The organism is Hydrophilobacter chitinilyticus, from assembly GCF_049860745.1.
Taxonomy (GTDB): Bacteria; Pseudomonadota; Gammaproteobacteria; order Burkholderiales; family Burkholderiaceae_C; genus Rhodoferax_B.
On sequence record NZ_CP187561.1, the window covers coordinates 2918293 to 2943410 of the forward strand.

Sequence of the window (25118 nt, forward strand, 5' to 3'; positions counted from 1 at the left end):
CAGGCTTTCTTTCGGCGTGACCTTTCGCCTGGCTACCAGTTCACCTCGCGCTCCGGCGTGGAGCCGATGCGATGGATCGACAGATCGGCTCCCTCGAACTCTTCTTCCTGCGACAAGCGCAGGCCCAGCACCATGCGCAGCGTGCCGTAGACCGCAAAGCCCGCCACCAGCGCCCAGGCCACGCCGAGCAGCGTGCCCGCCACCTGTGCCCAAAAGCTCACGCCGCCCATGCCGCCCAGCGCCTGCTGGCCAAAGATGCCTGCGGCTATGCCGCCCCAGGCGCCGCATAGGCCGTGCAACGGCCACACACCCAACACGTCGTCGATGCGCCAGCGGTTCTGCGTCAGCGTAAACATCTGCACAAAGATCACCGCTGCCACCGCGCCCACCACCAGTGCGGCCAGCGGATGCATGAGGTCCGACCCGGCGCACACGGCCACCAGCCCGGCCAGTGGACCGTTGTGGACGAAGCCCGGGTCATTGCGGCCAAGGGCCAGCGCAGCCAGCGTACCGCCGGCCATCGCCATCAGCGAGTTGACGGCCACCAGGCCCGAGAGCTTGTCCAGCGTCTGCGCGCTCATCACGTTGAAGCCGAACCAGCCCACGATCAGAATCCAGGCGCCCAGCGCGAGGAACGGAATATTCGACGGCGGATGGGCCGACACCGCGCCGTCCTTGCGGTAGCGGTTGCGCCGCGCGCCCAGCAGCAGCACGGCAGGCAGCGCCAGCCACCCGCCCATCGCATGCACCACGACGGAGCCGGCGAAGTCGTGGAACTCCGCTCCCGTCCAGCGCAGCAACGCGGCCTGTACACCCAGTTGCTGGTTCCAGGCCACGCCCTCGAAGGCGGGATAAATCAAGCCGACGATCACCGCCGTGGCGATCAACTGCGGACCGAAGCGCGCCCGCTCGGCAATGCCGCCGGAAATGATGGCGGGGATGGCCGCTGCGAAGGTCAGCAGAAAGAAGAACTTCACTAGCCCGTAGCCGTGGAACTGTGCCAGCTCCTGCGCCCCGACCAGAAAATGCGCGCCATAGGCCACGCCATAGCCGACCAGGAAATACACGACCGTCGACACCGACAGGTCTGCCAGGATCTTGACCAGTGCATTCACCTGGTTCTTCTTGCGTACCGTGCCCAATTCAAGAAAGGCGAAGCCCGCATGCATGGCCAGCACCAGAATGCCGCCGAGGAGGATAAATAGCGCGTCTGCGCCCTGTTTTAGTGCATCCATGTTTGAAGTCGAGAATCAATAAGCCTTGTCTTGGTGCGACGCACGGAATATGTGCCAGTCGCACCAAAGATAAGCAAAAAGTGCGCCGACTGTGCATGGGATGCATCTTCATAGGGATTGCCGCATCGTCGTGGTGCGTTGTGCGCAGCGGACAGAATGGCAACCCAGGACGAAACGGCTTCTACGTCCGCATCCAAAAGCGCTCTGACACCGTTTAGCAGGTGCGCGCCTTCGGAGGACTCGAACTTCCGCTTGCGGCGCTCGATGACTCCGACAGCGGAAATACGCGAACGGATTTTGGTTCGAAATCCCGCGTCGCTTAGAGATTTCAAGACAACGGTTATTTGCCCCCGCCCGTCGTTAGCGACGCAAGGCGAATTTTCGGAAGAAAGAACATGGCGACCAGCGTCAGCAACGCGACGATGAACACGCTGACAAATGTGGCGCGCAACGAGTGGTCCAATGCGCCCCGTATCGGTGCCAGCGCGGCAAAGTCCGATGCTTTAGCCGTCAGCAGGTGTCTCACCTGGTCCAACCCTCCTTCTACAGCGCCAGGCGAGCGTTTGAACACATAAGCCTGTACCGCACCGAAGACCGCTGCGCCGAGCGTGTTCCCTAGATTTCGCGAGAAGATATTGGAGGCCGTTGCGCTTCCGCGCTCCGAGGTTTGCACTGATTCTTGTATCAGAATGATCGAGCACGTGCTGATCACGCCCATACCAAAGCCCATGATGAGCGAGCCGAAACCCGATAGCAGAATACTGCTGTTCGGATGGAGTAGGAGAAACATCGCGCCCCCTAGTGGCAGCGCGAAACTGCCTATCATCAGGTAAGTGCGCAACCCGACTCTGCTAAACGTTCTTGCGGCCAGGGTGGCTCCCACCGGCCAACCGACAAGCATCATGGTCAGGGCGAGACCGGAAGCGACGGGTGTGTGTTGACTCACCGCTTGCAGAAACATCGGTAGAAAAGTTGTCAGCCCCATGAACGCCATGCCGCAGAAGACTGTTGCAAGATTGCAGATGGCAACTGGTCGAAGCGCCCATAGCCGCAGTGACACCATAGGGTCTGGTGCCCTGCGTTCCTGCACGACAAACGCAATGGAACAGACGACAAACACACCGAACTCAAAGGCAACGGACGCTGTACGAGCTTCCGCTGCATCACTCAGCGCTAGCATCAAGGCGCCTACGGCCACAGCGAATAGCGCAGCGCCAAGGTAGTCAACAGAAACTTGCTGCGTTTCCCTTTTGGGCTCATGCAGGTAGCGCGCGAACAAACATGCGGCCGCGATGCCGATGGGCGCGTTGATCCAGAAAATCCAGGCCCACGACGCCTTTTGGACAATCAGGCTCCCGGCGAGTGGCCCCAGGACGGCACAGCCGGCCCAGACGCTCGCGAGAAAGCCTTGCACCTTGCCACGCTCGATGGGGCGGTACATGTCCGCGACGATGGTCAACGACGCCGGGACGATGGCACCCGCCCCGATACCTTGCGCGAGGCGAAAAACGATGAGCCATGCCATGCTCGGAGCGAAACCCGCCAACACGGATGCAACCACGAAGATGAAAATTCCGGCGAACATCACGGACCGGCGACCGAAAAGGTCGGCGAACTTTCCGGCAATCACGGTCGCGGCGGTTTGCGCCAAAAGATAAGCCGAGAAAACCCAACTGTAGAGTTCAAGGCCGCCCAGGTCTGCGACGATGCCCGGCATCGCCGTCGCGACCACGGTTGCCTCAAGGGCAACCATGGCGTTGGACGCCATAACAGCGGCAATGACAAGGGGACGATTTGTCGTCCGAGAAGTGGCTGGCATCGTTTTTTGAAAAGAGGAGAGAAGCCGCGTGAAAGCGTTCGAGGCGCGCGGACGGAATTGGATGTTAGGCCATACCAGCATTCTGCGCAGGCCACGGTTCGAGGCTCAGGTCGAAATGAGGCGCCATTTATAGCTTAGAGGTTAGGACGCCTGTCGGCGGTGGCTATTCGACGAAACATGATTCACTACAAGTTTTACTTGGATACGGAACCGACTGGAAAGCCGTATGTCATCTTTCGTGCTTGGCCCGGTCAGTAGCTCTAGTGATTCCAGGCGTTGCGAGGGGGCTATAGAGAATCTATGCGGCAGCTTTGGGCCAATGTGAATGGCTCATAAGGGCAAACCGCAAGAAGCACCTTCGCGAAGCGGTCGTTCACGAGAGCCAGAATAGCGGTCATGTCGTCATCTCTACCGCTGCGTCATCGAACCCCGAATCGAGGCTCATGTCACGTCGCATTCACCACTGCGGAGCTTCCGGTTTCATATGCAAGCAAACCGTAGGAAGCTCCCGCTCTATTTCCTTGAGCCGGTCCGTGTACCGAGGTCCAAGAACTCGCAGTTCGCCATTGACGCGGTCAACTAGTATCGGCACGTTACCTACGAGGGGCAGCTAAAAATTGCTTCGGTCTGTCAAGAACTCTGGCGAGTTATAGAAGAGCACCCAGCCGTACGGCAGCGCGATTGTCTTCTCGCGATGTACGACAGCCGTCCCGCCTGTGGTCAGCCGAATCCAGGCCGTCGCAAGCTCTCGCGCGGCGTCAAAGTTCATTTGCGGTCCAACGTGGATTTCGACCGCTCACGATTTCTGCGTAAATTTTGTGCATGCGCTACCGCTTCCCGCAAGTAATTCAGCGTCTGGTATTGGCCGGACGCCGCCACCCTAAGCCACAACCCTGTGCATGTACGGAACTGCCACCTTCATGAAGGCTACAAAGGCAGCAATTACTGCAAGCGTTACGGCTCCTCCAAGCACAGGCGAGAGGCGACCGAGAAACTTAAAAAGTGATGGAAAGTTGATGAGCAGCCAGACGGCCGCTCCTCCAAATACACAGGATACCAAGACTTGTGGCAGCTCCGTTGGACGATGGTAAAACCACCCGGCAATCATCGAAAGCAAGACGATGACCAAAGGTGTCCATGAGCGCTTTTGGAGAGGAATATTCAGATTCTGCATCAATCTTTATTGCTACGGAGGTTCTGTCCGAATGTCTGGTTCTGGCGGAATTCTGCCTTATGCGGTTTTCGTTAGAGGGCTTTTGCGTTCTGGACCATTCTTTGACGCGGTTATCGCCAAGCTTTCGGCCACGCCTAGCGGTCAAGGCGGCTTTGAAGCTGTGGCGGGAGGGGGCGTTGTCGTTGCAGATGCCACCGTGGGCAGCATCTGCGAGCGGCTTACGCTGATGAGGCATGCAACGATGACAACCATTTGAGCGATGTTCAGTACGATCGCGAAAACATGAAGCCTTCTAAACCCGGGAACCGACTCGAGCGAGCCGGCTTGAATCTGTGCTCCGAGCAGTTCCATCTTCGGGATGATCATTTTGCGCAGGGCCATGGCCATCAAAGCCATCACGGCTGCGCCGACACTTAAAACGAGGTAACCTGCCAGCGCAAGGCTGACCGCTGTTGTGGTCGCTGTGGCGAAAGCCGCGACGTAGTAGATGTTGAAGAAGCCGCGCACAAACCGCGCGTCGAGAGGTGTGTCGTGCTTCAAGACCAGAAGCGGGATTGAGCCCAAAATGAAGTAGCCCGTGGTGACCATCAGGAGCACGGTGGAGCAGAGCGCGATGGCATACATGGCAGTCGACTCCTGACGAAATGGAGGGGTCGAATCACCGAACTTTTTCGATGTTTCGCTGATGCCGCAAATTTAGCCGGACTGGCCGCAACTGCAAGGTGCCTCGGAAAGAAACACAAAGGCCGCCATCATGTTTCCGAAATCAACCGGCCGGTGGCGTCCAGTTGTAGGTCAAAAATACCTCATCCCGCTGCCAGCCGCAGCTTTCATATAAAGCCTGCGCGCGGCTGTTGGTGCGGGCGGTGGTCAGGTCCATGCGGGCGGAGCCTGCGGCCTCGGCGAAGTCCTGAGCGGCTTGCATCAACGCACGGCCGGTGCCGCTGCTGCGCGCAGTTTTTGCCACAAACAAGTCGTAGAGCACGTGGATGGGCGCTGCGGCGACCGAGCAGAAGCTGGGGTAGAGCTGGCAAAAGCCCACGGCTTGGCCGGTGGCATCTTCGGCCAGCAGCACGGTGGATTCGCCCGCGCGCATGCGTTCAGCTATGAAGGCTGTGGCCAGTGCCAGGTCGGCGGGCTGTTCGTAGAACTGGCGGTAGGCGTCGAACAGCGGGGCGATGTTGTCCAGGTCGGCCAGGCGGGCCTGGCGAACGGTCACGCCTTCCATTAAACGGGGACGGTGAGGTTCCAAGATTTACACCGGCACGGTGTAGTTCAGCGTCATGCGGCCACCATCAACCGTGACGATTTCGCCGGTGATGTAGCTGGCCGCGTCGCTGGCCAGCCAGGCCACCACATCGGCAATTTCGCTGGGCTCGCCCAGGCGCTTCATGGGCGTGCGGCTCAAGATGCGGTTCTTGGCGTCTTCGCTGGTCAGCACGGCCTTGGCGGCCAACTCGGTGGCAATGGTGCCGGGCGCCACGGCGTTCACGCGGATGCCTTTGTCGGCCAGGGCCAGGGCCATCACGCGGGTGAGTTGGTTCACGCCGCCCTTGCTCACGTTGTAGCTGGCGATGTTGGGAATGGCCAGCACGCCGTTCACCGAACTCATGTTAATGATGCTGCCGCGGTGGCCGTTGACGTCACCGGCTGATGTGGCCATCACGCGCGCCACAGCTTGGCCGAGCAGGAACGAGCCTTTGATGTTGACGCGCAGTACCGCATCGAAATCGGTCTCGGTCACGTCCAGAAAATCGGCCGCGCGAAAGATGCCGGCGTTGTTGACCAACACGTCGATGCCGCCATAGGCTGCCACGGCTTGCGCCACCAGGCCGTCGACCTGCGACTTGTCGCCCACATCGCAGCGCACGTACAGGCCGCCGAGTTTGCTGGCCAATGCCTGGCCGGGTTCGTCGAGCACATCGGCCAACACCACTTTGGCGCCTTCACGTGCAAAACGTTCGGCGCAGGCCGCGCCGATGCCTTGGGCGGCGCCGGTGACGATGACGGTTTTGCCGCCCAGGTCGAGGTTGATTTTGGTGTTGGCGTAAGTGTTCATGTTCAAGAGCTTAGAAAAATCAGGCTGTCACGGCACCCGCGTAAGCGGCAATGAATTCGGATGCGGATTCACGCACGGCAGACGCAGCTTTACCGGGTTTGTAGAGCGCCGATCCTATGCCAAAACCATGTGCGCCAGCGGCACGCCACGTGGCCATATTGCCCGGCGTGATGCCGCCCACGGGCAGCATCAGCGTGCCCTTGGGCAATACCGCCAGCATGGCTTTCAACGCAGCGGGCGAGGCCAGCTCGGCGGGGAACAACTTGAGGCCAGTAGCGCCAGCCTCCAGCGCACCAAAGGCCTCTGAAGGCGTGACGATGCCGGGCAGGCACACCAAGCCCAGGCGGGCGGCTTCGCGCACCACTTCGGCATTGAAGTTGGGCGACACGATGAGCTGGCCACCAGCGGCGTGCACGTCGCGCACTTGCGCGGCTGTCAGCACCGTGCCGGCGCCCACCAGGGCGTCGGGGTGCTGCTTGGCCAGCAGCGTGATGCTTTGCAGTGGCTCGGGCGAGTTCAGCGGCACTTCCAGCAGGCCGAAGCCAGCGCCGACCAGTGCCGTACCCACGTCTGGGGCTTCGGCGGGCGTCAAGCCGCGCAGGATCGCCACCAGGGGCATGCGCGCAAACTGGGTGGAGAATTTTTCGATGGGAGACATGTTTAAGAGTCCTGTTCGGTTAAGCGTTGACCTGAGTGACCTTAGCCGCCAGGGCGGCAAGGCCGCGCCAGGTGGCCTCGGATCCAAAGGTCTGGCAGCGCAAGCCGAGTTCGTGCAGCGCCAGGCTGTAGCGCTGGTTCAGCCCGGCCGAGCCAATTAAGACGAGCTCCGCCACCGGGGCGATAGTCTGGGCACGCAGCTCTTCACCGATGACCAGGCCCGACAGGTAGCTGGCCAGCGGCCCGGCCTGCATGCGGCCAAACAGCGACAAAGTGCGTGCGCTGAAGGCGTGGTGCAGCAGGCCCGCCGGACCTTGCGCGTTGGCAACACCGCGCGCGAACGCCGCTTCGTCAAACGGCGCATCGGTGGCAATGGTCTTGGCCAAAATGGTGTGTTGGCTTAGCGCCGCAAACACCTCGCCGGTCATGAAGGATTTGAAGCTGGTGATGCGGCCGTCTTGCACCACGGCCCATTTGCTGTGGGTGCCGGGCAGCACAAACAAGCCGTTTTGCCAGCCGGTGAGTTGCATGGCGCCAAAGATCTGTATTTCTTCGCCGCGCATCACATCCGGCACGCCACCTTCTTCGCTGCTCAGGCCGGGCACGATAGCGATGCGGTGGCCTTTGGGGTTCAGCGGCCCTTTGGGTAGCCAGGCCAGTTGGCTGGCCACTTCGCTAAAGCCAGCGGGGCATGCGCAATAAGGCGCTTCTACCCAGCCTTGGCGACTGCCAGCCATGCCGGAGATCAGGCACAGCGTGCCGTCGGCGGCCATCCAATCGCCAAAAAGTGCATCAAAAACAGACGCAAACTCGCCGGGCGGCACGGTCATGATGCCGCGTGCAAAAGCGCGTTCTTCGAGCGCGTTGCCGTTGGCGTCGAGTCGCGCGCCGCGCAATGAAGAGGTTCCCCAATCGACGGCGATGAAAGCGGTGTTGTGGGTGGCGTCTTGGTTGTGGGTATCGCTCACAGCAACGCCTCCACTTGGGCGGGGCGTGGCAGCGGCGCCACGGCGCCAAAGCCTTGCACGGCAATGGCTGCAGCGGCGTTGGCATAACGCGCGGCTTGCACCACGTCCACACCCTTGGCCAGTTGGGCCAGCAGGTTGCCGCAGAAGCAGTCACCGGCGCCGGTGGCGTCGACCAGCTTGACCTTGTGGCCGGGAATACGTTCGCGGCGGTTGTCGGCGCCCAGGCCTTGGCTGATCAGCACACCATCGGCGCCAAGCTTCAGCACCACGATGGGGGCACCTTGGGTGTGGCCCCAGTCGGCCACGGCATCGGGCAGCGCTTCGGCGCTCAAATGGCCCAGGTCGCACAGCGTGACCATGTCGTCCAGGCTGGGTAAAAACACGTCGCACAACGCCACGGCCTGGGCGATGCAGGCACGGGCGCGGTCCAGCGGCCAGAGTTTCAGGCGCAGGTTGGAGTCAAACGACACCAGCGTGCCCGAGGCCTTGGCCAGCCGCATGGCAGCAAACGAGGTGTCGCAAGCGGTGGGCGAGATCGCCAGGGAAATGCCGGAGAGGTGCAACACGCGGGATTGGGCAATGGCCTCAGCCACGGTGCCGTCAAGCCACTGCGGTGTCATCACACTAGCGGCCGAGCCGGCGCGCAGGTAACTGAACTCATGGCCTTTGGGGCCGTGGGTCACGAAGTAGATGCCGGTGGGGTGGGTGCTGTCGCTGGTGACGGCGCGGGTGTCCACGTCTTCCCCGGCCCACAAGTCGAGCAGGGCGCGGCCAAAGGTGTCGGCGCCCACACGCGTGAGATAGGCTGATTTTGCGCCGGCGCGGGCGGCGGCGATGGCCGCGTTGCTGGTGTCTCCTCCGAAGCCTTGCAGGTACTGCGGCTGGCCGGGATGGGTTTGGTTGAATTCAAGCATGGCTTCGCCAAGGGCGGCCACGTCGATTGATTTGTTCATGGACTGAAATGGTGGTTGAGCATGAATTGGGCAAACCCGATGCTATTACACCCGGGCCGCCTCTCGCGCGCGGACCGTCAAAGGTCGCAATTATTTTGCGGCCGCCAGGCGCTGGACAGGGCCCACGGCGGCTCGGGCGGCCGAGGCAGCGCGTTGAACGCCCCCTCTGCCGCGCTGGGTGACTGGGATCACCAGTTCCAGAGCGTGCCGTCGTGCTGCAGGCGGTTCACCGGCAGGTATTTGCGCTCGTACGGGTACCTGGCGGCCAGTTTTTCGTCGATTTCCACGCCGTGGCCAATCGCATCGCCGGGGTACAACATGCCTTGTTCAAAGGTGTAGGCGTGGGGAAACACTTCGTCGGTTTCTTCGGTGTGTTTCATGTACTCCTGGATGCCGAAGTTGGGCACCCACATGTCGAAGTGCAGGGCTGCGCCCATACACACCGGCGACAAATCGGTGGCGCCGTGGCTGCCGGTGCGCACTTGGTGCAGCGAGGCCAGGTCGGCAATGCGCCGCAGGTGAGTGATGCCGCCCGCGTGCGTCACCGTGGCGCGGATGTAGTCGATCAACTGGTTCTGGATCAGGTCTTTGCAGTCCCAGATGCTGTTGAAAACTTCGCCCACGGCGATCGGCGTGGTGGTGTGCTGACGGATCAGCTTGAAGGCGTCCTGGTTCTCGGCCGGCGTGGGGTCTTCAATCCAGAACAGGTTGTAGGGCTCGAGCGACTTGCCCAGGCGCGCGGCTTCGATCGGCGTAAGACGGTGGTGCACGTCATGCAGCAAGTGGTGTTCAAAGCCCAGCTTTTCGCGCACACGCTCGAACAGCTTGGGCGTGAATTGCAGGTACTTCTCGGTCGACCAGTCGTGTTCACCTGGCAGGCTTTCATCGGCCGGGTCGTACACCTTGGCGCCGGCTTTGCCGATGCCGTAGACCTTGTCCAGCCCCGGCACGCCGCTTTGTGCACGAATGGCTTTGTAGCCCATGTCGGCGTAGCGCAGCACTTCGTCCACCGTGTGCTCGATGTCGCTGCCGTTGGCGTGGCCGTAGACCATCACGCCGGTGCGGCTCTTGCCGCCCAGCAGTTGGTACAGCGGCATGTTGGCGGCCTTGGCCTTGATGTCCCACAGCGCCGTGTCCACGGCTGCAATGGCGCTCATGGTCACCGGGCCACGGCGCCAGTAGGCACCTTTGTAGAGGTATTGCCAGATGTCTTCGATCTGGTGCGCGTCGCGGCCGATGAGGCAGGGCACGACGTGTTCGGTCAGGTAGGCGGCCACGGCCAGCTCGCGGCCGTTCAGCGTGGCGTCGCCAATGCCGGTCAGGCCTTCGTCGGTTTCGATTTTCAGCGTCACGAAGTTGCGGCCGGGGCTGCAAACAATGACGCGGGCGTTGGTGATTTTCATGGTGCGTTATGGGTTGATGTGAGCGTCTGACTTATCGCGGGGCAACGCGGAACCGGCTTTGCCGGGCCGCTGGTGCCGCCCCCTGCAAGGGGGTAGGAGTGACACGAAGTGCGCGACTTGGGGGTGAGCCACGTCCTTAGCCATTCCAGCCGAGGTGGCCGAGGAAGTCGCGGGTGCGCGCCACTGTCGGGTTGTCAAAAATCTGTGCTGGTGGGCCTTCTTCCAGGATGGCGCCGTTTTCAAACACCACCACCCAGTTGGCCACGCGCTGCGCAAAGCTCATTTCATGGGTGACCACAATCATGGTCATGCCTTCTTGCGCCAGCTTCTTCATGACGTTCAACACCTCGCCCACGGTTTCGGGGTCGAGTGCCGAGGTGGGTTCGTCGAACAGCATCACCTCGGGCTCCATGGCCAGTGCGCGGGCAATCGCCACGCGCTGCTGTTGCCCGCCCGACAGATTGGCCGGAAAGTTGCCCGCCTTGGTCGCCAGGCCCACTTTTTCGAGCAGCACCATGGCGCGTTCGCGGGCCTTCTTCTCGTCCATGCCCAGCACGGTGATGGGGCCCATGGCCACGTTGTCCAGCGCCGACTTGTGTGGAAACAGCTCAAAGCTTTGGAACACCATGCCCATGCGCTGGCGCACTTTGCGTACTTCTTTCTCATCGGTGGGCAGGGCGACACCGTCCAGCAGCACACGGCCGCCGTTCAACGTTTCCAGCGCGTTGGTGCAGCGCAGCAAGGTGGACTTGCCCGAGCCCGAGGGGCCAATGAGGCACATCACCTCGCCCTTGTTGACCTGCAGCGACACGCCATTCAGCGCCACGAAGTCGCCGTACATCTTGCGCACGTTGTCGTAGACCAGGACGGGCGGTTGGTCGGCGCCTTTGCGCGGCACGTGCCCAGCAGGCTGTGCCGAAGCCGGGGCTTGTGAGGTGGTTGCGTTCATTCTTTGACTCCGTATTTCTTGTGAATCCAGTCCACCAGCTTGGCTTGGGGGTAGCCCATGAGCCAATACAGCGCGGCCATGGCGGTGAGCATTTCCAGCACGCGGAAGGTCTGCGCACGGATCTGCATCGAGGTGTAGGCCAGTTCACCCACGGCGATCACCGAGACCAGCGAGGTGTCTTTGAACAGCGAGATCCAGGTGCTGGCCAGCACCGGCAAAATACGCCGCGCGGCTTGCGGAATGACCACCTTGAACATCGCTTGGCGGCGCGACATGCCCATGGCCAGGGCGGCTTCCATCTGGCCCTTGCGGATCGAGTTGATGCCGGCGCGGAAGGTCTCGGCGTTGTAGGCCGAGACGTTGAGCACCAGGGCCACCAGCGCGGTGGTGACGGCCGAGAACTGCACGTCAAACGCGATCGGCATCACATAGAAGGCCCAGTAGATCACCAGGATCAGCGGCAGGTTGCGAAAGAACTCAACAAACCACAACGAAGCGTTGCTCAGCAGCTTGTTCGAGGACAGGCGCATCAGCGCCAGGATGATGCCGCCGGGCACCGCCATCAGCATGGTGGCGACCGTCAGGCCAATGGTCAGGCCAACCCCTTCCAGCAAGACCTGGCGGTTGGTCCAGACGACGTTCCAATCGAGATTCATGAGCGCCCCAGATGTGCAAGCCGTTGATAAAGCCGGTCGACAACACGTGTCACCGGGAACAGCACGATGAAGTACAGCACCATCACCGCAGTGAAGACTTCCACCGGGCGGTAGCTTTGGCCGGCCACGGTTTCGGCGCGGTGCATCAGCTCCGGCACGGCGATCACGGTGGCAATGGCGGTGTCTTTGATGGCCATGGTGAGCACCGAGCCAAAGGCCGGCAGCATGCGAATGGTGGCCTGTGGCAAGACGATCTTGCGCAGAATTTGCGCACGCGACATGCCCAAGGCCAGGCCCGCGCGGGTCTGGCCCGGGCGGATCGACTCAATGCCCGCACGGATGATTTCCGACGCGTAGGCGGCGATGTGCAGCGTCAGCCCCACCAGTGCGGCCCAGAACGGCGGAAAGGTCACACCCGCCAGCAGCGGGAACGCAAAGTAGATCCACACCAGCACCACCAGCACGGGGATGGAGCGCATGGTGTCGACGTAGAAGATCAGCAGGGGCGCGAGCCAGCGTGGCCCGTACAAACGCAGCAAGGCGATCACCAGGCCGGCCAGCAAGCTGGTGATGGCGCTGATGATGCTGAGCGCGATGGTCACGCCCAGGCCACTGGCAAAGAAGCGCCAGTTGTCGATGAGAGGTGAAAAATCGACGTCCATGAGGTTCCGTCAGGTAAGAGAGAAGAGGGCAGGCCGCGGTGGCGGCGATGCCAGGGAGCGAGGATGTCCGCGAGGGTCGAGATACACGCCGAGCCCATGGCGGGCCCGGCCGCAGGGTTTACTTCAGCAGTTGCGTCATGCGCACTTCTTCTGCGGCCAGCGCAGGGTGCATGCGCTTTTCAACTTCGCGCAGCCATTCGAGGTAGACCTGCTCGTTCTTGTTCACGCCCATGCCAGTCTTGATCTCGAAGATCTTGCTGTCCTGGCAGTTGTTTTCTTTGGGGAACACGGCTAGGCCTTTGACCTTCTTGCTGATGTTGGGCCACAGCATGCGGTTCAGCGGCGCCACGTCGGAGCGGCCGGCCAGCACTTCTTCAATCGGCGCGACCGAACCCGAATTGGTCACACCCCGCAGCTTGGCATTGGGGAACTGCTCGCGCACCATGGGCTCTTCACCCGCGCCCGAAAAATAGGCCATGGTGATCTCGGGCTTGTTGAACTCTTCCAGCGTCTTCACGTTGGTGAACTTGGGGTTGTCGGCTCGGCCAAACATGCACACGCCGGTGCTGGAGAAGGTGACGAAGTCGATGATCTTGGCGCGCTCGGCGTTCTGGTTCAATGGGCCGATCATGATGTCCATCTGGTTGGCGATCAGCGCCGGCACCTTGGTTTCATGGCTCACAGGCACGGGCTCGATCTTCACGCCCAGCAGCTTGGCAAACTCTTTGCCCAGCAGCCACGAAGAACCCGACCATGGCTCGCCGTCACCTGTGGTGTTTTGCTGCAGCCAAGGCGGGTTGTTGACCACGCCCACACGCAGCACACCGGCTTTGCGGATGGCGTCGATGCGCGGGCTGGCACCCGGGGGGGGCGGTGTTTGCGCCAGGGCCGCAACCGATGCACTCGCCAGCACAGCGGCGGTGACGAAAAGTTTGGCCGCTTGGCGGCGCATGGTGTTCTTCTGCATGTTTTTGTCTCCGATGGATAAGGGCGGGAAGCCGTTGCGGTCCCGGGCCGCATCACCTGATGGCGCCTCGTCAAGGTTGAAGGGGCGCTGTCTAGGTGCTTACTTCATGTTTTCGACGATGCGTTTTTCATCTGCGGTCAGCGTCGCCTGCAGGCTCTTTTCAACCTGGCGCAGCCAGTCCAGATAGACCTGCTGGTTCTTGTCGACCGCCAGGCCCACGGGCGAGGCTTTCTCCTGGCTGCCTTGGCAGTTGTTGTCTTTGGGGTAGACCACCAGACCCTTGACCTTTTGATTCAGATTGACCCATGGCACGCGGTTGATGGGCGCCGCGTCGGCGCGCTTGGCCATGATTTCTTCGACCGGTGCGGTGGCGCCCGAGCTGGCCACGGCACGCAGCTTGGCCTTGGGGAAGCGTTCTTTCACCCAGCCTTCTTCGGCGCCGCCTGTGAAGTAGGCGATGGTGATGTCGGGGCTGTTGAGGTCGTCAACCGACTGCACCTTGGCCAGCTTGTCGTTGCCGGCGCGGCCAAACATGCACACGCTGGTGTTCGAGTAGATGACGAAGTCCACCACCTTCAAACGCTCGGGCGTTTCGCCCAAAGGGCTGATGGTCATGTCCACCTGGTTGGCGGCCAGCACGGGCACCTTGGTTTCATGCGACACCGCCACCGGGCGCAGCTTCACGCCCAAAAGCTTGGCGTATTCGTTGGCCAGCAGCCAGGCCGGGCCGTCCCATGCGGGGCCGTTGCCGGTGGTGTTTTCATTCAGCCACGGGGCATTTTGCAGCACCCCCACGCGCAGTTCACCGGCCTTGCGGATGGCGTCGATGCGTGGACTGGCACCGGGGGCGGGCGCGGCCGGTGGGGTTTGGGCTTGGGCCATCATCGCCGTGCTGCTGGCGGCTAGCAGCAGGCCAGTCAGCCAGCGTCCTGCGGAGATGGAAGGGGTGGAATGTTGAAGCCGAAATGTCATGTTGTCTCCTGTCGTTTTGTGTCGTTTTGAGGGCCTGAAAGGGTCAGCGCCAGGCTTGCGCGAATTCGCCGATCACGCGCTCCAAATGCGCGCGCATGGCCGAGCGGGCTGCCACCGGGTCGCGTGCCAAAAGGGCTTTGAAGATGCGCTGGTGGTCGGCATGCGAAGCCAGGCGCAACTCGGGGGTGTGGAAGTGGTGTTCGATCTTGGTCCACACCGGGCCTTTGGATTGCGCCCACATGGCCGTGACCATTTGCAGCAGCACGCTGTTGCCCGTGGACTCGGCAATGCGCAGGTGGAACAACTGGTCGGCCGCTTCGTTTTCTTCTTTGTTGTCGATGTGTTCGCGCATGTCGGCCAGCGCAGAAAAGATGCGGTCCAGGTCGGCGTCTTTGCGCGTCTCGGCGGCCAGCGAAGCGATCTCAGATTCGATCAGGCAGCGTGCGCGCAGCAGCTCAAACGGGCCGGGCTCGGTGGCCGGCATGAAGCCGGGCATGGCCACCGGTGCGGCAGGTGCCTGCGTGATGTAGATGCCCGAGCCGCCGCGCACTTCGACCACGCCCTGCAGTTCGAGTGCAATGGTGGCTTCGCGCACCGAGGTGCGGCTCACGTCAAAACGTTCGGCCAGGGCGCGTTCTGACGGCAGACGCTCGCCCACCTTGAATTCGCCTTGGGCAATCAGCGTCAACAACTGGGCTGCAAGGCGCTGGTACGAGCGGTCGGATACCGGCTTAGGTGCGCCTTCTGCGTCGTCGCCGGGTTGAATGAGGTGGAGTGGCATCGTGGTTTTAAAGTGGTTGGACCAAATGTTAATTGGTGAACCAAATGCGGCCATAGTGGTTTACCATGAGCTTGAATTGGTTGGTCCAGTTGTTCAATGGCGGACTTTGAACGCTACGGATACGAGACCGATGTCTGCACTCAACCAGGCCACACTGGCCAGTCTGATTTCTTCTTTGGCGCCCGCTGACGCTGAGCGCCTGAAGCTCCCGCTGTACGACCGCACAGCGCTCTCAGTGGGCGTGGTGCACCTGGGCTTGGGGGCCTTTCACCGCGCGCACCAGGCCATGGTGTTCGACCACCTGCTGCAAGTGGGTGACCAGCGCTGGGGCGTGTTGGGCGTGGGCATGCGCACCACCGAATTGGCCGATGCCTTGAAGGCCCAAGACGGCCTTTACGCCGTGCAAGTGGCCAGCGCAGAAGGTCTGCATTGGCAGGTAGTGGGTTCCATGCTGGACACCTGCGTGGCCGCACGCGAGTCGGCCCAGGTGGTGGCCGCGCTGGCAGCGGCCAGCACGCGCTGGGTCACGCTCACCGTGACCGAGAAAGCCTACGGCCCGGCGCTGGCCGAGCTGCTGGTGCAAGGCCTGGCAGCGCGGCGCGCGGCGGGCCTGGGTGGCTTGACGGTGGCCTCGTGCGACAACCTCACCGACAACGGCCGCAAGCTGCAGCGCCTGTGTGTCGATACCGCTGCACAGCAAGACGCGGCACTGGCCGATTGGATTGCCACGCGCTGCACTTTCCCCAACAGCATGGTCGACCGTATCGTGCCCGCCGCCACGGCACGCCAACGTGAAGACGCTGCCCAAGCCTTGGGCGTGACGGACGCCTGCGCTCTGGCCACCGAAGGCTTTTGGGAATGGGTGCTCGAAGACCGCTTTGTCGACCCGGCCGACGCCGACGTGTTGCGCGCTGCGGGCGTGAACGTGGTGCAAGACGTCAAACCGTTTGAAGAGGCCAAGCTGCGCATGCTCAACGGCAGCCACACCGCCATGGCGCTGCTGGGCGCCGTGCAGGGCTGGCCCACCGTGGCCGATGGTGTGGCCCAACCGGCGGTGCGCCAGTTTGTGCACGGTCTGATGACGCAGATGGTGATGCCGCACCTGCAGCGCCCCGGTCTGCCGGCTTACCGCGATGCCCTGTTGGCGCGCTTTGCCAACCCCGCGCTGCACCACAAGGTGCACCAGATCGCCAGCGACAGCTCGCTGAAGATTCCGCTGCGCTGGCACGGCACGTTACGCGACTGTTTGGCGGCAGGGCAGAGCGTGGAGCCCCTGGCCTTTGCCGCCGCCGTGTGGATGCACTACTTGCTGGGCGTGGACGATTTGGGCCAGCCTTACGCCATCTCCGACCCGCAGTCTGTTGCGCTGCAAGACCTGGCGCGTGCGCATCGCTGCGATGTCGCGGGTACGGTGCAAGCCTTGCTCGGCGTGGCCTCGATCTGGGGCGACAGCTTGCCGCGTGATGCGCGTTGGACCACACGTGTCAGCCATTGGTTGGCGCGCATCCAAGCCGCTGGTGCGGCCACTGCGTTGTCCGAAGTCAATGCCTTGGGCTAAGCGACCAACTGACCCGTTCTTGGCTTTCTTTTTATCTTTCACACAATCTCGAATCTCATGAATAAAGCACCTGCCATCCAAGACCAAGTGGCCCTCGTCACCGGCGCCAATGCCGGCATGGGCCTGGCCACCACCCGCGCCTTGCTGGACGCCGGTTACCGCGTGGCCGCCACCGACCTACGCACCGAAGACGTGGCCAGCAGCCTGGCCGCGCACGGCGACCGCCTGGCCTGTTTCACCATGGACGTGAGCGACATCACCCAGGTGCACGCCGCCTGCGACCAGATCGAAGCGCACTTTGGCCGCATCGACGTGTGTGTGAACAACGCCGGCTTTTTGCAATACGCCGACTGTGAAGAGACCACGCCCGAGCTGTGGCACAAAACCCTGCGCATCAATTTGGATGGCGTTTTTTACGTGAGCCAACGTGTGGCGCCGGGCATGAAGGCCCGGGGCTTTGGCCGTATCGTCAATATGGCCTCGTTTGGTGCCAAGACGGGTGGCCTGTCGCCACTGCCAGCTTACGCCGCAAGCAAGGGCGGCGTGGTGTCCTTGACCTATAGCTTCGCTCGCCAGTACGCGCCGTTCGGCGTCACCTGCAACGCGCTGGCGCCGACCTTCGTCAAGACGCAGATGCTGACCGAACAGGTCAGCGCCGAGCGCCAGGCCGAGCTGCGCCAGAAGATTCCGGTGGGGCGTTTTTGCGAATTGGAAGAGCTGGCGCACAGCGTGTTGTTTTTGGCGCACCCGCTCAGCGGCTTCATCACCGGCGAGGTGCTCGACTTGAACGGTGGTTTGCAGTTCGACTGAGGCTAGCGCCACGTGGTGCCAATGGCATGGCTAATGGCTAATGCGCTTTGGCACTTTCCCTAGGCAGGGGAAAATTGAAACGTTCGTCGGCGACCAACTGAACGGTATTTTTCAGCAGCTCAAGGTCGCCAAGCTTGGTGAGGACGTGATAAGCCAGCGCGGCAAGCTCAGACATGTCGGTGATCACCCGTGCATCCTCTGCATCGAACTTTTTCTCGCCCTGAGAGATGGCCCAAACCGTTCCCACGGGACGGCCATCGATGTGGAAGGGCACCAGCAACACTTCCTGGATGGCAGGCGTCACCTGCGCGGCGGTCTTGAAGGCTTGGCCCGGCCCGACCATCAGCAGCGTCTGGTCTGTGGTGATGACGGAGCCACAAGGGCTCTCGTCGTAAGCGACCACGCTGCCCAGGTACTTCTCAAAAAGTCCCACCGCAGCTTGCCACAGAAATACCTTGCTGTCGGCTTCGCGGCCTGACAGGCTCACCCCAGCCGAGTCGGCGCCTGTCAGTTGTTGGATCGCGCGGGACAGCTTTTCCAGAACCGAATCCGGTGTTTCCGTCAGCGCTTTGATGATGCCAGTGGTTGCGGCGACCTGGCTCGCATGGTCGGGCTCCCGCGCGGGCCGTTCGTTGAGCAGGTGATTGGCGATGACGTCCTGGATCGCCAGTGGAACTTGGGGGAATTGAGTCTTGAAACTCGACATAAGGCACCTTGGAAGGACGGTCGGTCAGCCAGAAAAATCTTAGCGGCCACAACACAGGTGGCGCACCTGATCGGTGAAATTGTTTGCTCCGGTTTTTAAATGTACACCTAGGTCTTGGCCTGCCAACGGCGGCTGGGATGGCAAGCCTCGCTATTTTTAGAGAAGCTGTCCTTTCGTCCTACATGCAGATGGCGCCAATGGCTCCAAACTGAAGTGACACTGGCTTGGCGCCATGGCCGTGTAGCGCAAAGCGCAAAAGTCGAGCAGGCGGCCCTGATGCGCGTCTGTGTTGGGTTGGCGTTCATCCTTTTTGGTTTTCCTCGCCCAATGGCGATGCAATCTATCGCTTCGTATACCCCCGGACCGCCAAGTATTGCCACGTGATTTCACGTGACACATCACAAAGGAGACCATGATGGGCCACCAACAAGCAGAAAAGCTAGTCTTCGTCGCGGATGACTACGACCATCTGGCCGACCTGATTGCCAAGCATCTGCAGCGTGAAACAAGATGCGAAGCCATTGCACTCAAGGATGGAGCCGAAGTATTGGCGCTTGCGGAAAGCCGACGGCCGGACGCATGCATTTTGGATGTCGACATGCCGCGCATCGGTGGCACAGAAGCGGCGCGTGCACTGCGACAGAAATTTCCCGAAAACTGCCCCTTGCTCATTGGTGTGTCCGGCGTGGAACCCTTGCAGTCGCTCATGCAGTCACGGGTGTTTGACCGTGTGCTGATCAAGCCGCTGGACATGGCCTGGTTGACCAGGCTGATGAGCTGAGCCCTGGCGGCTGGATATGCAGGAACCGTTGGCACGATGAAAGTGCCATTCAGCGCCGCTTGCGAAGTGCTTGACTTGACTGATGGTTTGCAGTTTGATGGAGCGTGCCCCCTTCGCTCGGTGATCTGTACGCAGCTTGTGTGCTGGCTCCGCGTAAAGGCAGACGGGGAGGTAGAAGGAAAAGGAAGAAAGCAGGCGACCTGCTCGCGCGGAAATGGCTTTCGGTCCCCGTGGCGCGCCAAAAACCAGCGAGCAGAATTGTTTCCATTGCCTCTGTTTAGCGGCAATCAACCTATGTTCAAGGGATACACCATGAAGTTTTCTCAAGCTTTTGCCCTCGCTCTTGGCGCTGCTGCCATCCTCTCGACATCGGGTGCTTTTGCGCAGCGCGACGCCGATTTACCAAAAGCCAAGCCGGAAGTGACGACACCCAAGACCCGTGCTGAAGTCAAGGCCGATACAGCCAAGGCTAAAAAGCAAGGCGAGCTAAGCCAAAACTCGCACGCCAATCCCACCGGGGACCAAGCCATGGCTGGCACCAAGAAGACGCGTGCTCAAGTCAAGAAAGAAACGGCCGACGCCAAGAAGGCTGACGGCGGCACTCTGAAGACGCCTAAGGAATGAGGCGTTAGATCGCGTGTGCGTTTTCTGCACGGGGCGACGCCCAACCGCCAATGAACCGGCCGCTATGGCCGGTTTTTTTTTTGCCCGATTTCATCGGCACACCTGCGTAAAGTTGGGCTGCTCCCACGTGTAGCAAGGCTCTCCGTTACGATGGCTGTTCGCTGTCCATTTTTTTGATGAACAAAGTCTTGCAACGGACAGCCAACAGGGGAAACGCATGACCCATGCTCAAGTCGTCATTCCAACGCGCGACGGTGAATGCCAAGCGCATGTCTTGGCGCCAAATGGCACTGGTCCTTGGCCGGCAATCATTTTTTATGGCGATGCCGGTGGCATTCGTCCAGCAATGGTCGGCATGGCTCAGACACTGGCGGACGCCGGTTTTCTGGTGCTGTTGCCCGACCTTTTTTACCGCTACGGCCCCTATGGGCCGCTGGTGCCGAAAGAGGTGTTCAAGGGTGATGTGAAGGCCATACTCGGCCCGCTCATGGCGACCACCAGCAATGTCAAAGCGGCAGAAGACACCGAAGCCTTTCTGGCTTACCTCGACACCCGTAGCGATGTGGCTGGCCGCAAAGTCGGCGCTGTCGGCTTTTGCATGGGTGGCGGCATGGCGATCACCTCGGCAGCCACATACCCGGACCGTTTCGTGGCGGTCGCCAGTTTCCATGGCGGCAACCTTGCAAGTGACGCACCCACCAGCCCGCACCTGCTGGCGCCAAAGCTAAAAGCCGAGGTGTATGTGGCGGGTGCCGACCAGGACGACAGCTACCCGCTGGCGATGGCCGAGCGCCTGGAAGCCGCCTTGACGACTGCCGGTGTGCGCTATCTCGCCGAGATCTACAGCGGTGCCGCCCATGGCTGGATGGTGCCGGACTTCCCGGTCTATGGCGAAGTTTTTGCCGAGCGTGGCTGGAAGGCCGCGCTGGCGTTGTTCAAGCGCAATCTCAGCGCCAGCTAAGCGCATAACGCAGCGCTTGAATGGCGCCAGAGCGGTACTAAAAGCTGATTGCAAGCGGCTGCCTTTCGAGGCCAGCCGCGTCCCGCGTTGCTGCTGCGTCCGCTAAGTCTGCTGAATCAGCGCGGCTTGTACGCCGTCACATCAATCTCCACCTTCGCGTCGATCATCAAACGCGACTCCACCGTCGAGCGTGCAGGGCGGTGCGTGCCAAAACATTCCATGTAGACGCGGTTGAAGCTGCCGAAGTCGCGTGCGTCGGCCAGCCATACATTCACCTTGGCCACATCAGCCAGGGTGCAGTCGGCCAGGGCCAAAGCCTTTTCCAGATGTTTGAACACTTGGCGGGTTTGCGCTTCGATGCCGCCGACGACCACTTGGCCTTCGTCGTCGGTCGGCACGCTGCCAGAGACAAAAACGAAGTCACCGGCACGGGTGGCGGGGGAAAGGGGGCGGGCTTGGCGGTCAGAGGCGAGTGGGGATTGACCAAGGGTTTCTACTGTCATTTTTGACGCTCCTATGTGTAAAGATATTACATGTACCGAGGGATTAAAGCCATTGGTGCATGTTTTTTGGCATGAATAGTGCTTTTGGTTGTAATCCTATTACTTTGAGGCCCACGATGCAAACTTCTGAACTCAATCTGGTGCAAATTTCTCAAGCCGGCGCACAAGACGCTGCTGAACGCACCACAGCGCAGCAACCCAAGACCGCTCGCCGGGGCTTCATCAGCGCCGTGGCACTTGCGGCCGCAATGGGCTGTATGACGACTGGCGCGGTGTGGGCCCAGAGCGCTGCACCCGCCGCACCAGCGAAGGGCGGCGCTGCCAACCTCGCCATGGTGGGCGAACCCCAAGGCCTGGATCCGATGATCAGCACCGCCGACTTGGTGGGCACGATCATGCAGCACGTCTACGAGACGCTCTACACCTTTGACGGCAACTGGAACGTCGCCCCCATGCTGGCCGAGTCGGCCCCCGTGGTGAGCAAAGACGGCCTGACCTACACCATCCCCCTGCGCAAGGGCGTGAAGCTGCACAACGGCCGCGACCTGAACGCTGATGACGTGGTGGCTTCGCTGCAGCGCTGGATGGAACTGTCACCGCGCGGTAAGGCCGTAGGCAAAGAGTTGGCTTCCATCACCGCCAAGGGCCCGCTGAGCGTTGAGCTCAAACTCAAGGCCCCTTACGCACCACTGTTGGCGCAACTGGCTTTGCCTAGCGGCATGGCCGCCATCATGGCCAAGGAAAGCATCGCACCGCAGTTGACCGAGTTCATCGGCACCGGCCCCTACAAGTTCAAGGAACGCCGCCCAGACCAGTTCACCGTGCTGACCCGTTTTGACGGCTACAGCGCCCGCAAGGAAGCCCCAAGTGGTTACGCCGGCCGTCGCGAAGCGCTGCTGGACGAGCTGCGTTTTGTGCCTGTGCCAAGTGCTAACACCCGCGTGGAAGGTGCGTTGTCGGGCCAGTTCCAATACGCCGACCTGCTGCCCGTGGAAGCCATTGGCCGTATCGAAAAGGGCGCACCGAACGTGGTGCCGATCGTGACCAAGAACTTTGGTTTCCCCTACATCGTGTTCAACACCAAGGAAGGTGTGCTGGCCCAGCAGCCGATGCGCAAGGCCGTGCAAACCGCCATGGGTGCGGGCGAAATGTTGGCCGCAGGTTTTGGCGACAACCGCTTCTTCGTGGTCGAGCCCAACTTCTTCCCCAAGGGCACGCCTTACTACTCTGAAGCCGGCAGCAAGCTCTACAACGAGCGTAACCCTGCCGCCGCCAAAGAGCAGGCCGCCAAGGCCGGCTACAACGGCCAGCCCGTGCGCATCATGGCCAGCCGCCAGTACGAGTTCCACTACAACATGGCGCTGGTGATGTCCGAGCAGTTGAAGAAGGCCGGTTTCAAGACCGACCTGCAAGTGGTCGACTGGGCCACGCTGGTGCAACGCCGCAACGACTCGAAGCTGTGGGACGTGTACTTCACCCACTCCGGCCTGTTCCCTGAACCCATGCTGTCGCCTCCACAACTGGGTGATGGCGCACCAGGCTGGTGGGATTCCGCCGCCAAGAAGAGCAACCTGCAAGCCTTCAACCAAGAGACCAACATCGCCAAGCGCGGCGCGTTGTGGGGCCAGGTGCAGCAGACGGTGTACGACGAAGTGCCGTTTGTGGAAGTGGGCAAGTTCAACGCCTTGTCGGCGCGCTCCGCCAAGTTGCAAGGCTACACGCCCGCCATCTGGCCATTCTTCTGGAATACCGGCCTAAGTAAATAAGGCTCACCCCCAGGTTGCTCACTTCGTGTAGCTGCCCACCCCCTTGCAGGGGGCAACTCCTACGGCTTGGCGAAGCCAGTTCCGTGGAGTTTCCCTAGGAGGCAGGGGATGCTTTGGGCATCCCCGTTCGCCCTTCGATGGGACCATACTGCCCAGCGGGCAAATGCAGTAGTTGGAGAACTGAATCATGCACTTTTTATTGAAACGCCTGGGCGGGGCGGTGGTGGTGCTCGCCCTGGTGGCGGTGCTCGTCTTCGCCTTGACGCGTCTGGCGTCGGGCGACCCGGTGGCGCTTTTGCTGGGCGACCAGGCCACGGCCGCAGACATTGCGCACGCACGCACCCAATACGGGTTGGACAAACCATTGCCCACGCAATTTGCGTTATGGGTGGGCGAGTTGCTGCAGGGCAACCTGGGGCAGTCGCTGTTCTTGCAGCGCCCTGTGGCGCAGGCTTTGATGGAGCGCGCCGAGCCCACACTGTTCCTGGCCTTGTTTGCGGTCGCCATTGCGGCGGCCATCGGCATTCCTTCGGGCATGGCGGCCGCCATCTGGCGGGGCAGTGCGGCCGACCAGGCGGTGAGCAGCGTGGCCATGCTGGGCGCGAGTGTGCCGAGCTTCTGGCTCGGGCTGATCTTGATTCAGTTGTTTGCCGTGAAGCTGGGCTGGTTTCCGGCCTCGGGTTATGGCGACCCCACCGCGGGTTTTGCCGACCGCCTGCACCACTTGCTGTTGCCAGCGCTGGTGCTGGGTTTGCTGAACTCGGCGCTGATCATTCGTTTCACGCGTGCTTCGATGCTCGACATTCTGGGTGAAGACTACGTGCGCACGGCACGCGCCAAGGGCCTGCCCGAGCGTGTGATCATGATCAAACACGTGCTGCGCAACGCGCTGGTGCCCATCGTCACCGTCCTGGGCCTGACCCTGGCGCTGATGATCGGCGGCACCGTGGTGACCGAGACCGTGTTCAACCTGCCCGGCGTGGGCAACCTGGTGGTGCGTGCGGTGCTGCGCCGTGACTATCCCGTCATCCAAGGCACGCTGTTGGTGATTGCCGCGATCTACGTGTTCATCAATCTGGCCATCGACTTCTTGTACACCTTGGTCGATCCCCGCATTCGCTTGGAGTCGAAGTGATGAACACCCCCAGTCTGCGCGCACTGCGTGTCGCTTTGCCAACCCCCTTGCAGGGGGCGACGCCCATGGCCTGGCAAAGCCAGTTCCATGGCGTCCCCATGAGCGCACCAACATTTGTCCGTTCTTTCGTTGTCCAGGGAGCGTGTCTCCAATGAATTCCTCATCTTCATCTTGGGGCCGTTTGCTCCTGACGTTGCGCCGCCTGTTCGCGCGCAAGGTGGTGTTGGCCTCTGCGCTGGTGCTGCTGTTTGTGGTGGGTGTGGCGGTGGTCTACCCGTTCCTGACCGATGCCGACCCGAACGCGCTGGAGATCAGCCAGCGCCTCAAAGAACCGTCGATCACGCATTGGGCCGGCACCGACGAGCTGGGCCGCGACGTGATGCTGCGCATCGTCTACGGCGCGCGTTACTCCCTGCTGATCGGCTTCATCACCGCCGGTGGCGCCGTGTTGCTGGGCACGCTGCTGGGCATTTTTGCGGGCTTCTTCCGCCGCCTGGATGCGCCGCTGATGCGCATCGTGGACGCCATGATGTCCTTCCCCGACATCTTGCTGGGCATCGCCCTGGTGTCGATCTTGGGCGTGTCGCTGTGGAACGTGATGTTGGCGCTGGTCATCGTCTATACGCCACGCGTGGCGCGCGTGGTGCGTGCCGCCACGCTGGTGCTGCGCGAGCTGTTGTTTGTCGATGCCGCGCGTGCCCTGGGCGTGCGCACGCCGCGCATTTTGCTCAAGCACATCTTGCCGAATTTGATGTCGCCCATCCTGGTGCAAGTGACCTTCATCTTCGCCTACGCCATCCTGGCCGAAGCCGGGTTGTCGTTCCTCGGCGTGGGCGTGCCGCCCGATATTCCGACCTGGGGCACGATGATTGCCGGCAGCCTCGAATACGCCGACAAAGCGTTCTGGACGATCTTAACGCCGGGCCTGGCGATCGTGATCACCGCACTGGCCTTGCAAATGCTGGGCGACGGTGTGCGCGACTTGCTCGACCCCAAGTTGAAGAAGGCTGTGTGAGATT

At 61.6% G+C, this 25118-nt stretch carries 25 protein-coding genes; 8 read left to right on the forward strand and 17 right to left on the reverse strand.

Features of this window, described 5'->3' with window-relative positions; genetic code table 11:
* Window positions 1-32 precede the first annotated feature (32 nt).
* From ACPWMG_RS12895 to ACPWMG_RS12965, 15 genes are all read right to left on the reverse strand, one after another.
* Window positions 33-1235: an ammonium transporter gene (locus tag ACPWMG_RS12895; RefSeq protein WP_483305034.1), complete on the reverse strand. Its 1203-nt coding sequence runs from the start codon at window positions 1233-1235 to the stop codon at window positions 33-35.
* A gap of 340 nt (window positions 1236-1575) precedes the next feature.
* The gene (locus tag ACPWMG_RS12900; RefSeq protein WP_483305035.1) at window positions 1576-3003 is read right to left on the reverse strand and encodes an MFS transporter; all 1428 of its coding nucleotides are present in this window, start codon (window positions 3001-3003) and stop codon (window positions 1576-1578) included.
* A gap of 1366 nt (window positions 3004-4369) precedes the next feature.
* Entirely contained in the window at window positions 4370-4852 is a 483-nt protein-coding gene (locus ACPWMG_RS12905; RefSeq protein WP_483305036.1) for a hypothetical protein, read from the reverse strand.
* A 142-nt stretch (window positions 4853-4994) separates the two neighbouring features.
* Window positions 4995-5456: a GNAT family N-acetyltransferase gene (locus tag ACPWMG_RS12910; protein ID WP_483305037.1), complete on the reverse strand. Its 462-nt coding sequence runs from the start codon at window positions 5454-5456 to the stop codon at window positions 4995-4997.
* A 27-nt stretch (window positions 5457-5483) separates the two neighbouring features.
* The gene (locus tag ACPWMG_RS12915) at window positions 5484-6287 is read right to left on the reverse strand and encodes an SDR family NAD(P)-dependent oxidoreductase (RefSeq protein WP_483305038.1); all 804 of its coding nucleotides are present in this window, start codon (window positions 6285-6287) and stop codon (window positions 5484-5486) included.
* 19 nt (window positions 6288-6306) lie between these two features.
* Window positions 6307-6945, reverse strand: a complete 639-nt coding sequence (locus ACPWMG_RS12920; RefSeq protein WP_483305039.1) for a 2-dehydro-3-deoxy-6-phosphogalactonate aldolase — start codon at window positions 6943-6945, stop codon at window positions 6307-6309.
* 19 nt (window positions 6946-6964) lie between these two features.
* Window positions 6965-7912: a 2-dehydro-3-deoxygalactonokinase gene (locus ACPWMG_RS12925; RefSeq protein ID WP_483305040.1), complete on the reverse strand. Its 948-nt coding sequence runs from the start codon at window positions 7910-7912 to the stop codon at window positions 6965-6967.
* Window positions 7909-8865 (reverse strand): sugar kinase, encoded by a 957-nt coding sequence (locus tag ACPWMG_RS12930; RefSeq protein ID WP_483305041.1) that lies wholly within the window; start codon window positions 8863-8865, stop codon window positions 7909-7911. Before ACPWMG_RS12930 ends, ACPWMG_RS12925 begins: the two co-directional genes overlap by 4 nt.
* 188 nt (window positions 8866-9053) lie before the next feature.
* Window positions 9054-10268, reverse strand: coding sequence for a D-mannonate dehydratase ManD (manD, locus tag ACPWMG_RS12935; RefSeq protein WP_483305042.1), 1215 nt, complete (start codon window positions 10266-10268; stop codon window positions 9054-9056).
* A gap of 136 nt (window positions 10269-10404) precedes the next feature.
* Window positions 10405-11217 (reverse strand): amino acid ABC transporter ATP-binding protein, encoded by an 813-nt coding sequence (locus ACPWMG_RS12940; protein ID WP_483305043.1) that lies wholly within the window; start codon window positions 11215-11217, stop codon window positions 10405-10407.
* Complete coding sequence (locus ACPWMG_RS12945) at window positions 11214-11873, reverse strand: amino acid ABC transporter permease (RefSeq protein WP_483305044.1); 660 nt, start codon at window positions 11871-11873, stop codon at window positions 11214-11216. Before ACPWMG_RS12945 ends, ACPWMG_RS12940 begins: the two co-directional genes overlap by 4 nt.
* Window positions 11870-12535 (reverse strand): amino acid ABC transporter permease, encoded by a 666-nt coding sequence (locus ACPWMG_RS12950; RefSeq protein ID WP_483305045.1) that lies wholly within the window; start codon window positions 12533-12535, stop codon window positions 11870-11872. The genes ACPWMG_RS12945 and ACPWMG_RS12950 overlap by 4 nt, the downstream gene beginning before the upstream one ends.
* Before the next feature lie 118 nt (window positions 12536-12653).
* Window positions 12654-13502 carry a transporter substrate-binding domain-containing protein gene (locus ACPWMG_RS12955; RefSeq protein WP_483305046.1) on the reverse strand — a complete coding sequence of 283 codons (849 nt, stop codon included), beginning with the start codon at window positions 13500-13502 and terminating at the stop codon, window positions 12654-12656.
* Window positions 13503-13601: 99 nt separating this feature from the next.
* Window positions 13602-14474, reverse strand: a complete 873-nt coding sequence (locus tag ACPWMG_RS12960) for a substrate-binding periplasmic protein (RefSeq protein ID WP_483305047.1) — start codon at window positions 14472-14474, stop codon at window positions 13602-13604.
* A gap of 43 nt (window positions 14475-14517) precedes the next feature.
* Complete coding sequence (locus ACPWMG_RS12965) at window positions 14518-15255, reverse strand: FadR/GntR family transcriptional regulator (RefSeq protein WP_483305048.1); 738 nt, start codon at window positions 15253-15255, stop codon at window positions 14518-14520.
* Between the two features lie 130 nt (window positions 15256-15385).
* Here ACPWMG_RS12965 and ACPWMG_RS12970 point away from each other — a divergent pair, with 130 nt between their 5' ends.
* Both ACPWMG_RS12970 and ACPWMG_RS12975 read left to right on the forward strand, forming a co-directional pair.
* Window positions 15386-16813, forward strand: a complete 1428-nt coding sequence (locus ACPWMG_RS12970) for a mannitol dehydrogenase family protein (RefSeq protein WP_483305049.1) — start codon at window positions 15386-15388, stop codon at window positions 16811-16813.
* Window positions 16814-16870: 57 nt separating this feature from the next.
* Window positions 16871-17623 (forward strand): SDR family NAD(P)-dependent oxidoreductase, encoded by a 753-nt coding sequence (locus ACPWMG_RS12975; RefSeq protein WP_483305050.1) that lies wholly within the window; start codon window positions 16871-16873, stop codon window positions 17621-17623.
* Window positions 17624-17660: 37 nt separating this feature from the next.
* On the opposite strand, the gene ACPWMG_RS12980 is transcribed toward ACPWMG_RS12975, so the two are convergent.
* Window positions 17661-18329: a GAF domain-containing protein gene (locus tag ACPWMG_RS12980; RefSeq protein WP_483305051.1), complete on the reverse strand. Its 669-nt coding sequence runs from the start codon at window positions 18327-18329 to the stop codon at window positions 17661-17663.
* Window positions 18330-18744: 415 nt separating this feature from the next.
* On the opposite strand from ACPWMG_RS12980, the gene ACPWMG_RS12985 reads away from it, so the two are divergent.
* The 3 genes from ACPWMG_RS12985 (at window position 18745) to ACPWMG_RS12995 (ending at window position 20695) form a co-directional block, all read left to right on the forward strand.
* Window positions 18745-19110: a response regulator gene (locus ACPWMG_RS12985; RefSeq protein WP_483305052.1), complete on the forward strand. Its 366-nt coding sequence runs from the start codon at window positions 18745-18747 to the stop codon at window positions 19108-19110.
* Window positions 19111-19422: 312 nt separating this feature from the next.
* Window positions 19423-19734 (forward strand): DUF4148 domain-containing protein, encoded by a 312-nt coding sequence (locus ACPWMG_RS12990; protein WP_483305053.1) that lies wholly within the window; start codon window positions 19423-19425, stop codon window positions 19732-19734.
* Between the two features lie 217 nt (window positions 19735-19951).
* Window positions 19952-20695 carry a dienelactone hydrolase family protein gene (locus ACPWMG_RS12995; protein ID WP_483305054.1) on the forward strand — a complete coding sequence of 248 codons (744 nt, stop codon included), beginning with the start codon at window positions 19952-19954 and terminating at the stop codon, window positions 20693-20695.
* A gap of 116 nt (window positions 20696-20811) precedes the next feature.
* On the opposite strand, the gene ACPWMG_RS13000 is transcribed toward ACPWMG_RS12995, so the two are convergent.
* Window positions 20812-21198 carry a RidA family protein gene (locus ACPWMG_RS13000; protein ID WP_483305055.1) on the reverse strand — a complete coding sequence of 129 codons (387 nt, stop codon included), beginning with the start codon at window positions 21196-21198 and terminating at the stop codon, window positions 20812-20814.
* A gap of 257 nt (window positions 21199-21455) precedes the next feature.
* On the opposite strand from ACPWMG_RS13000, the gene ACPWMG_RS13005 reads away from it, so the two are divergent.
* The 3 genes from ACPWMG_RS13005 to ACPWMG_RS13015 all read left to right on the forward strand — a co-directional run bounded on the left by ACPWMG_RS13005 (window position 21456) and on the right by ACPWMG_RS13015 (window position 25114).
* Entirely contained in the window at window positions 21456-22964 is a 1509-nt protein-coding gene (locus ACPWMG_RS13005) for an ABC transporter substrate-binding protein (RefSeq protein ID WP_483305243.1), read from the forward strand.
* Window positions 22965-23151: 187 nt separating this feature from the next.
* Window positions 23152-24099, forward strand: a complete 948-nt coding sequence (locus tag ACPWMG_RS13010; protein WP_483305056.1) for an ABC transporter permease — start codon at window positions 23152-23154, stop codon at window positions 24097-24099.
* 151 nt (window positions 24100-24250) lie between these two features.
* A complete protein-coding gene (locus ACPWMG_RS13015) occupies window positions 24251-25114 on the forward strand; it encodes an ABC transporter permease (RefSeq protein ID WP_483305057.1) in 864 nt (287 codons plus the stop codon).
* The last annotated feature ends 4 nt before the right edge of the window (window positions 25115-25118 follow it).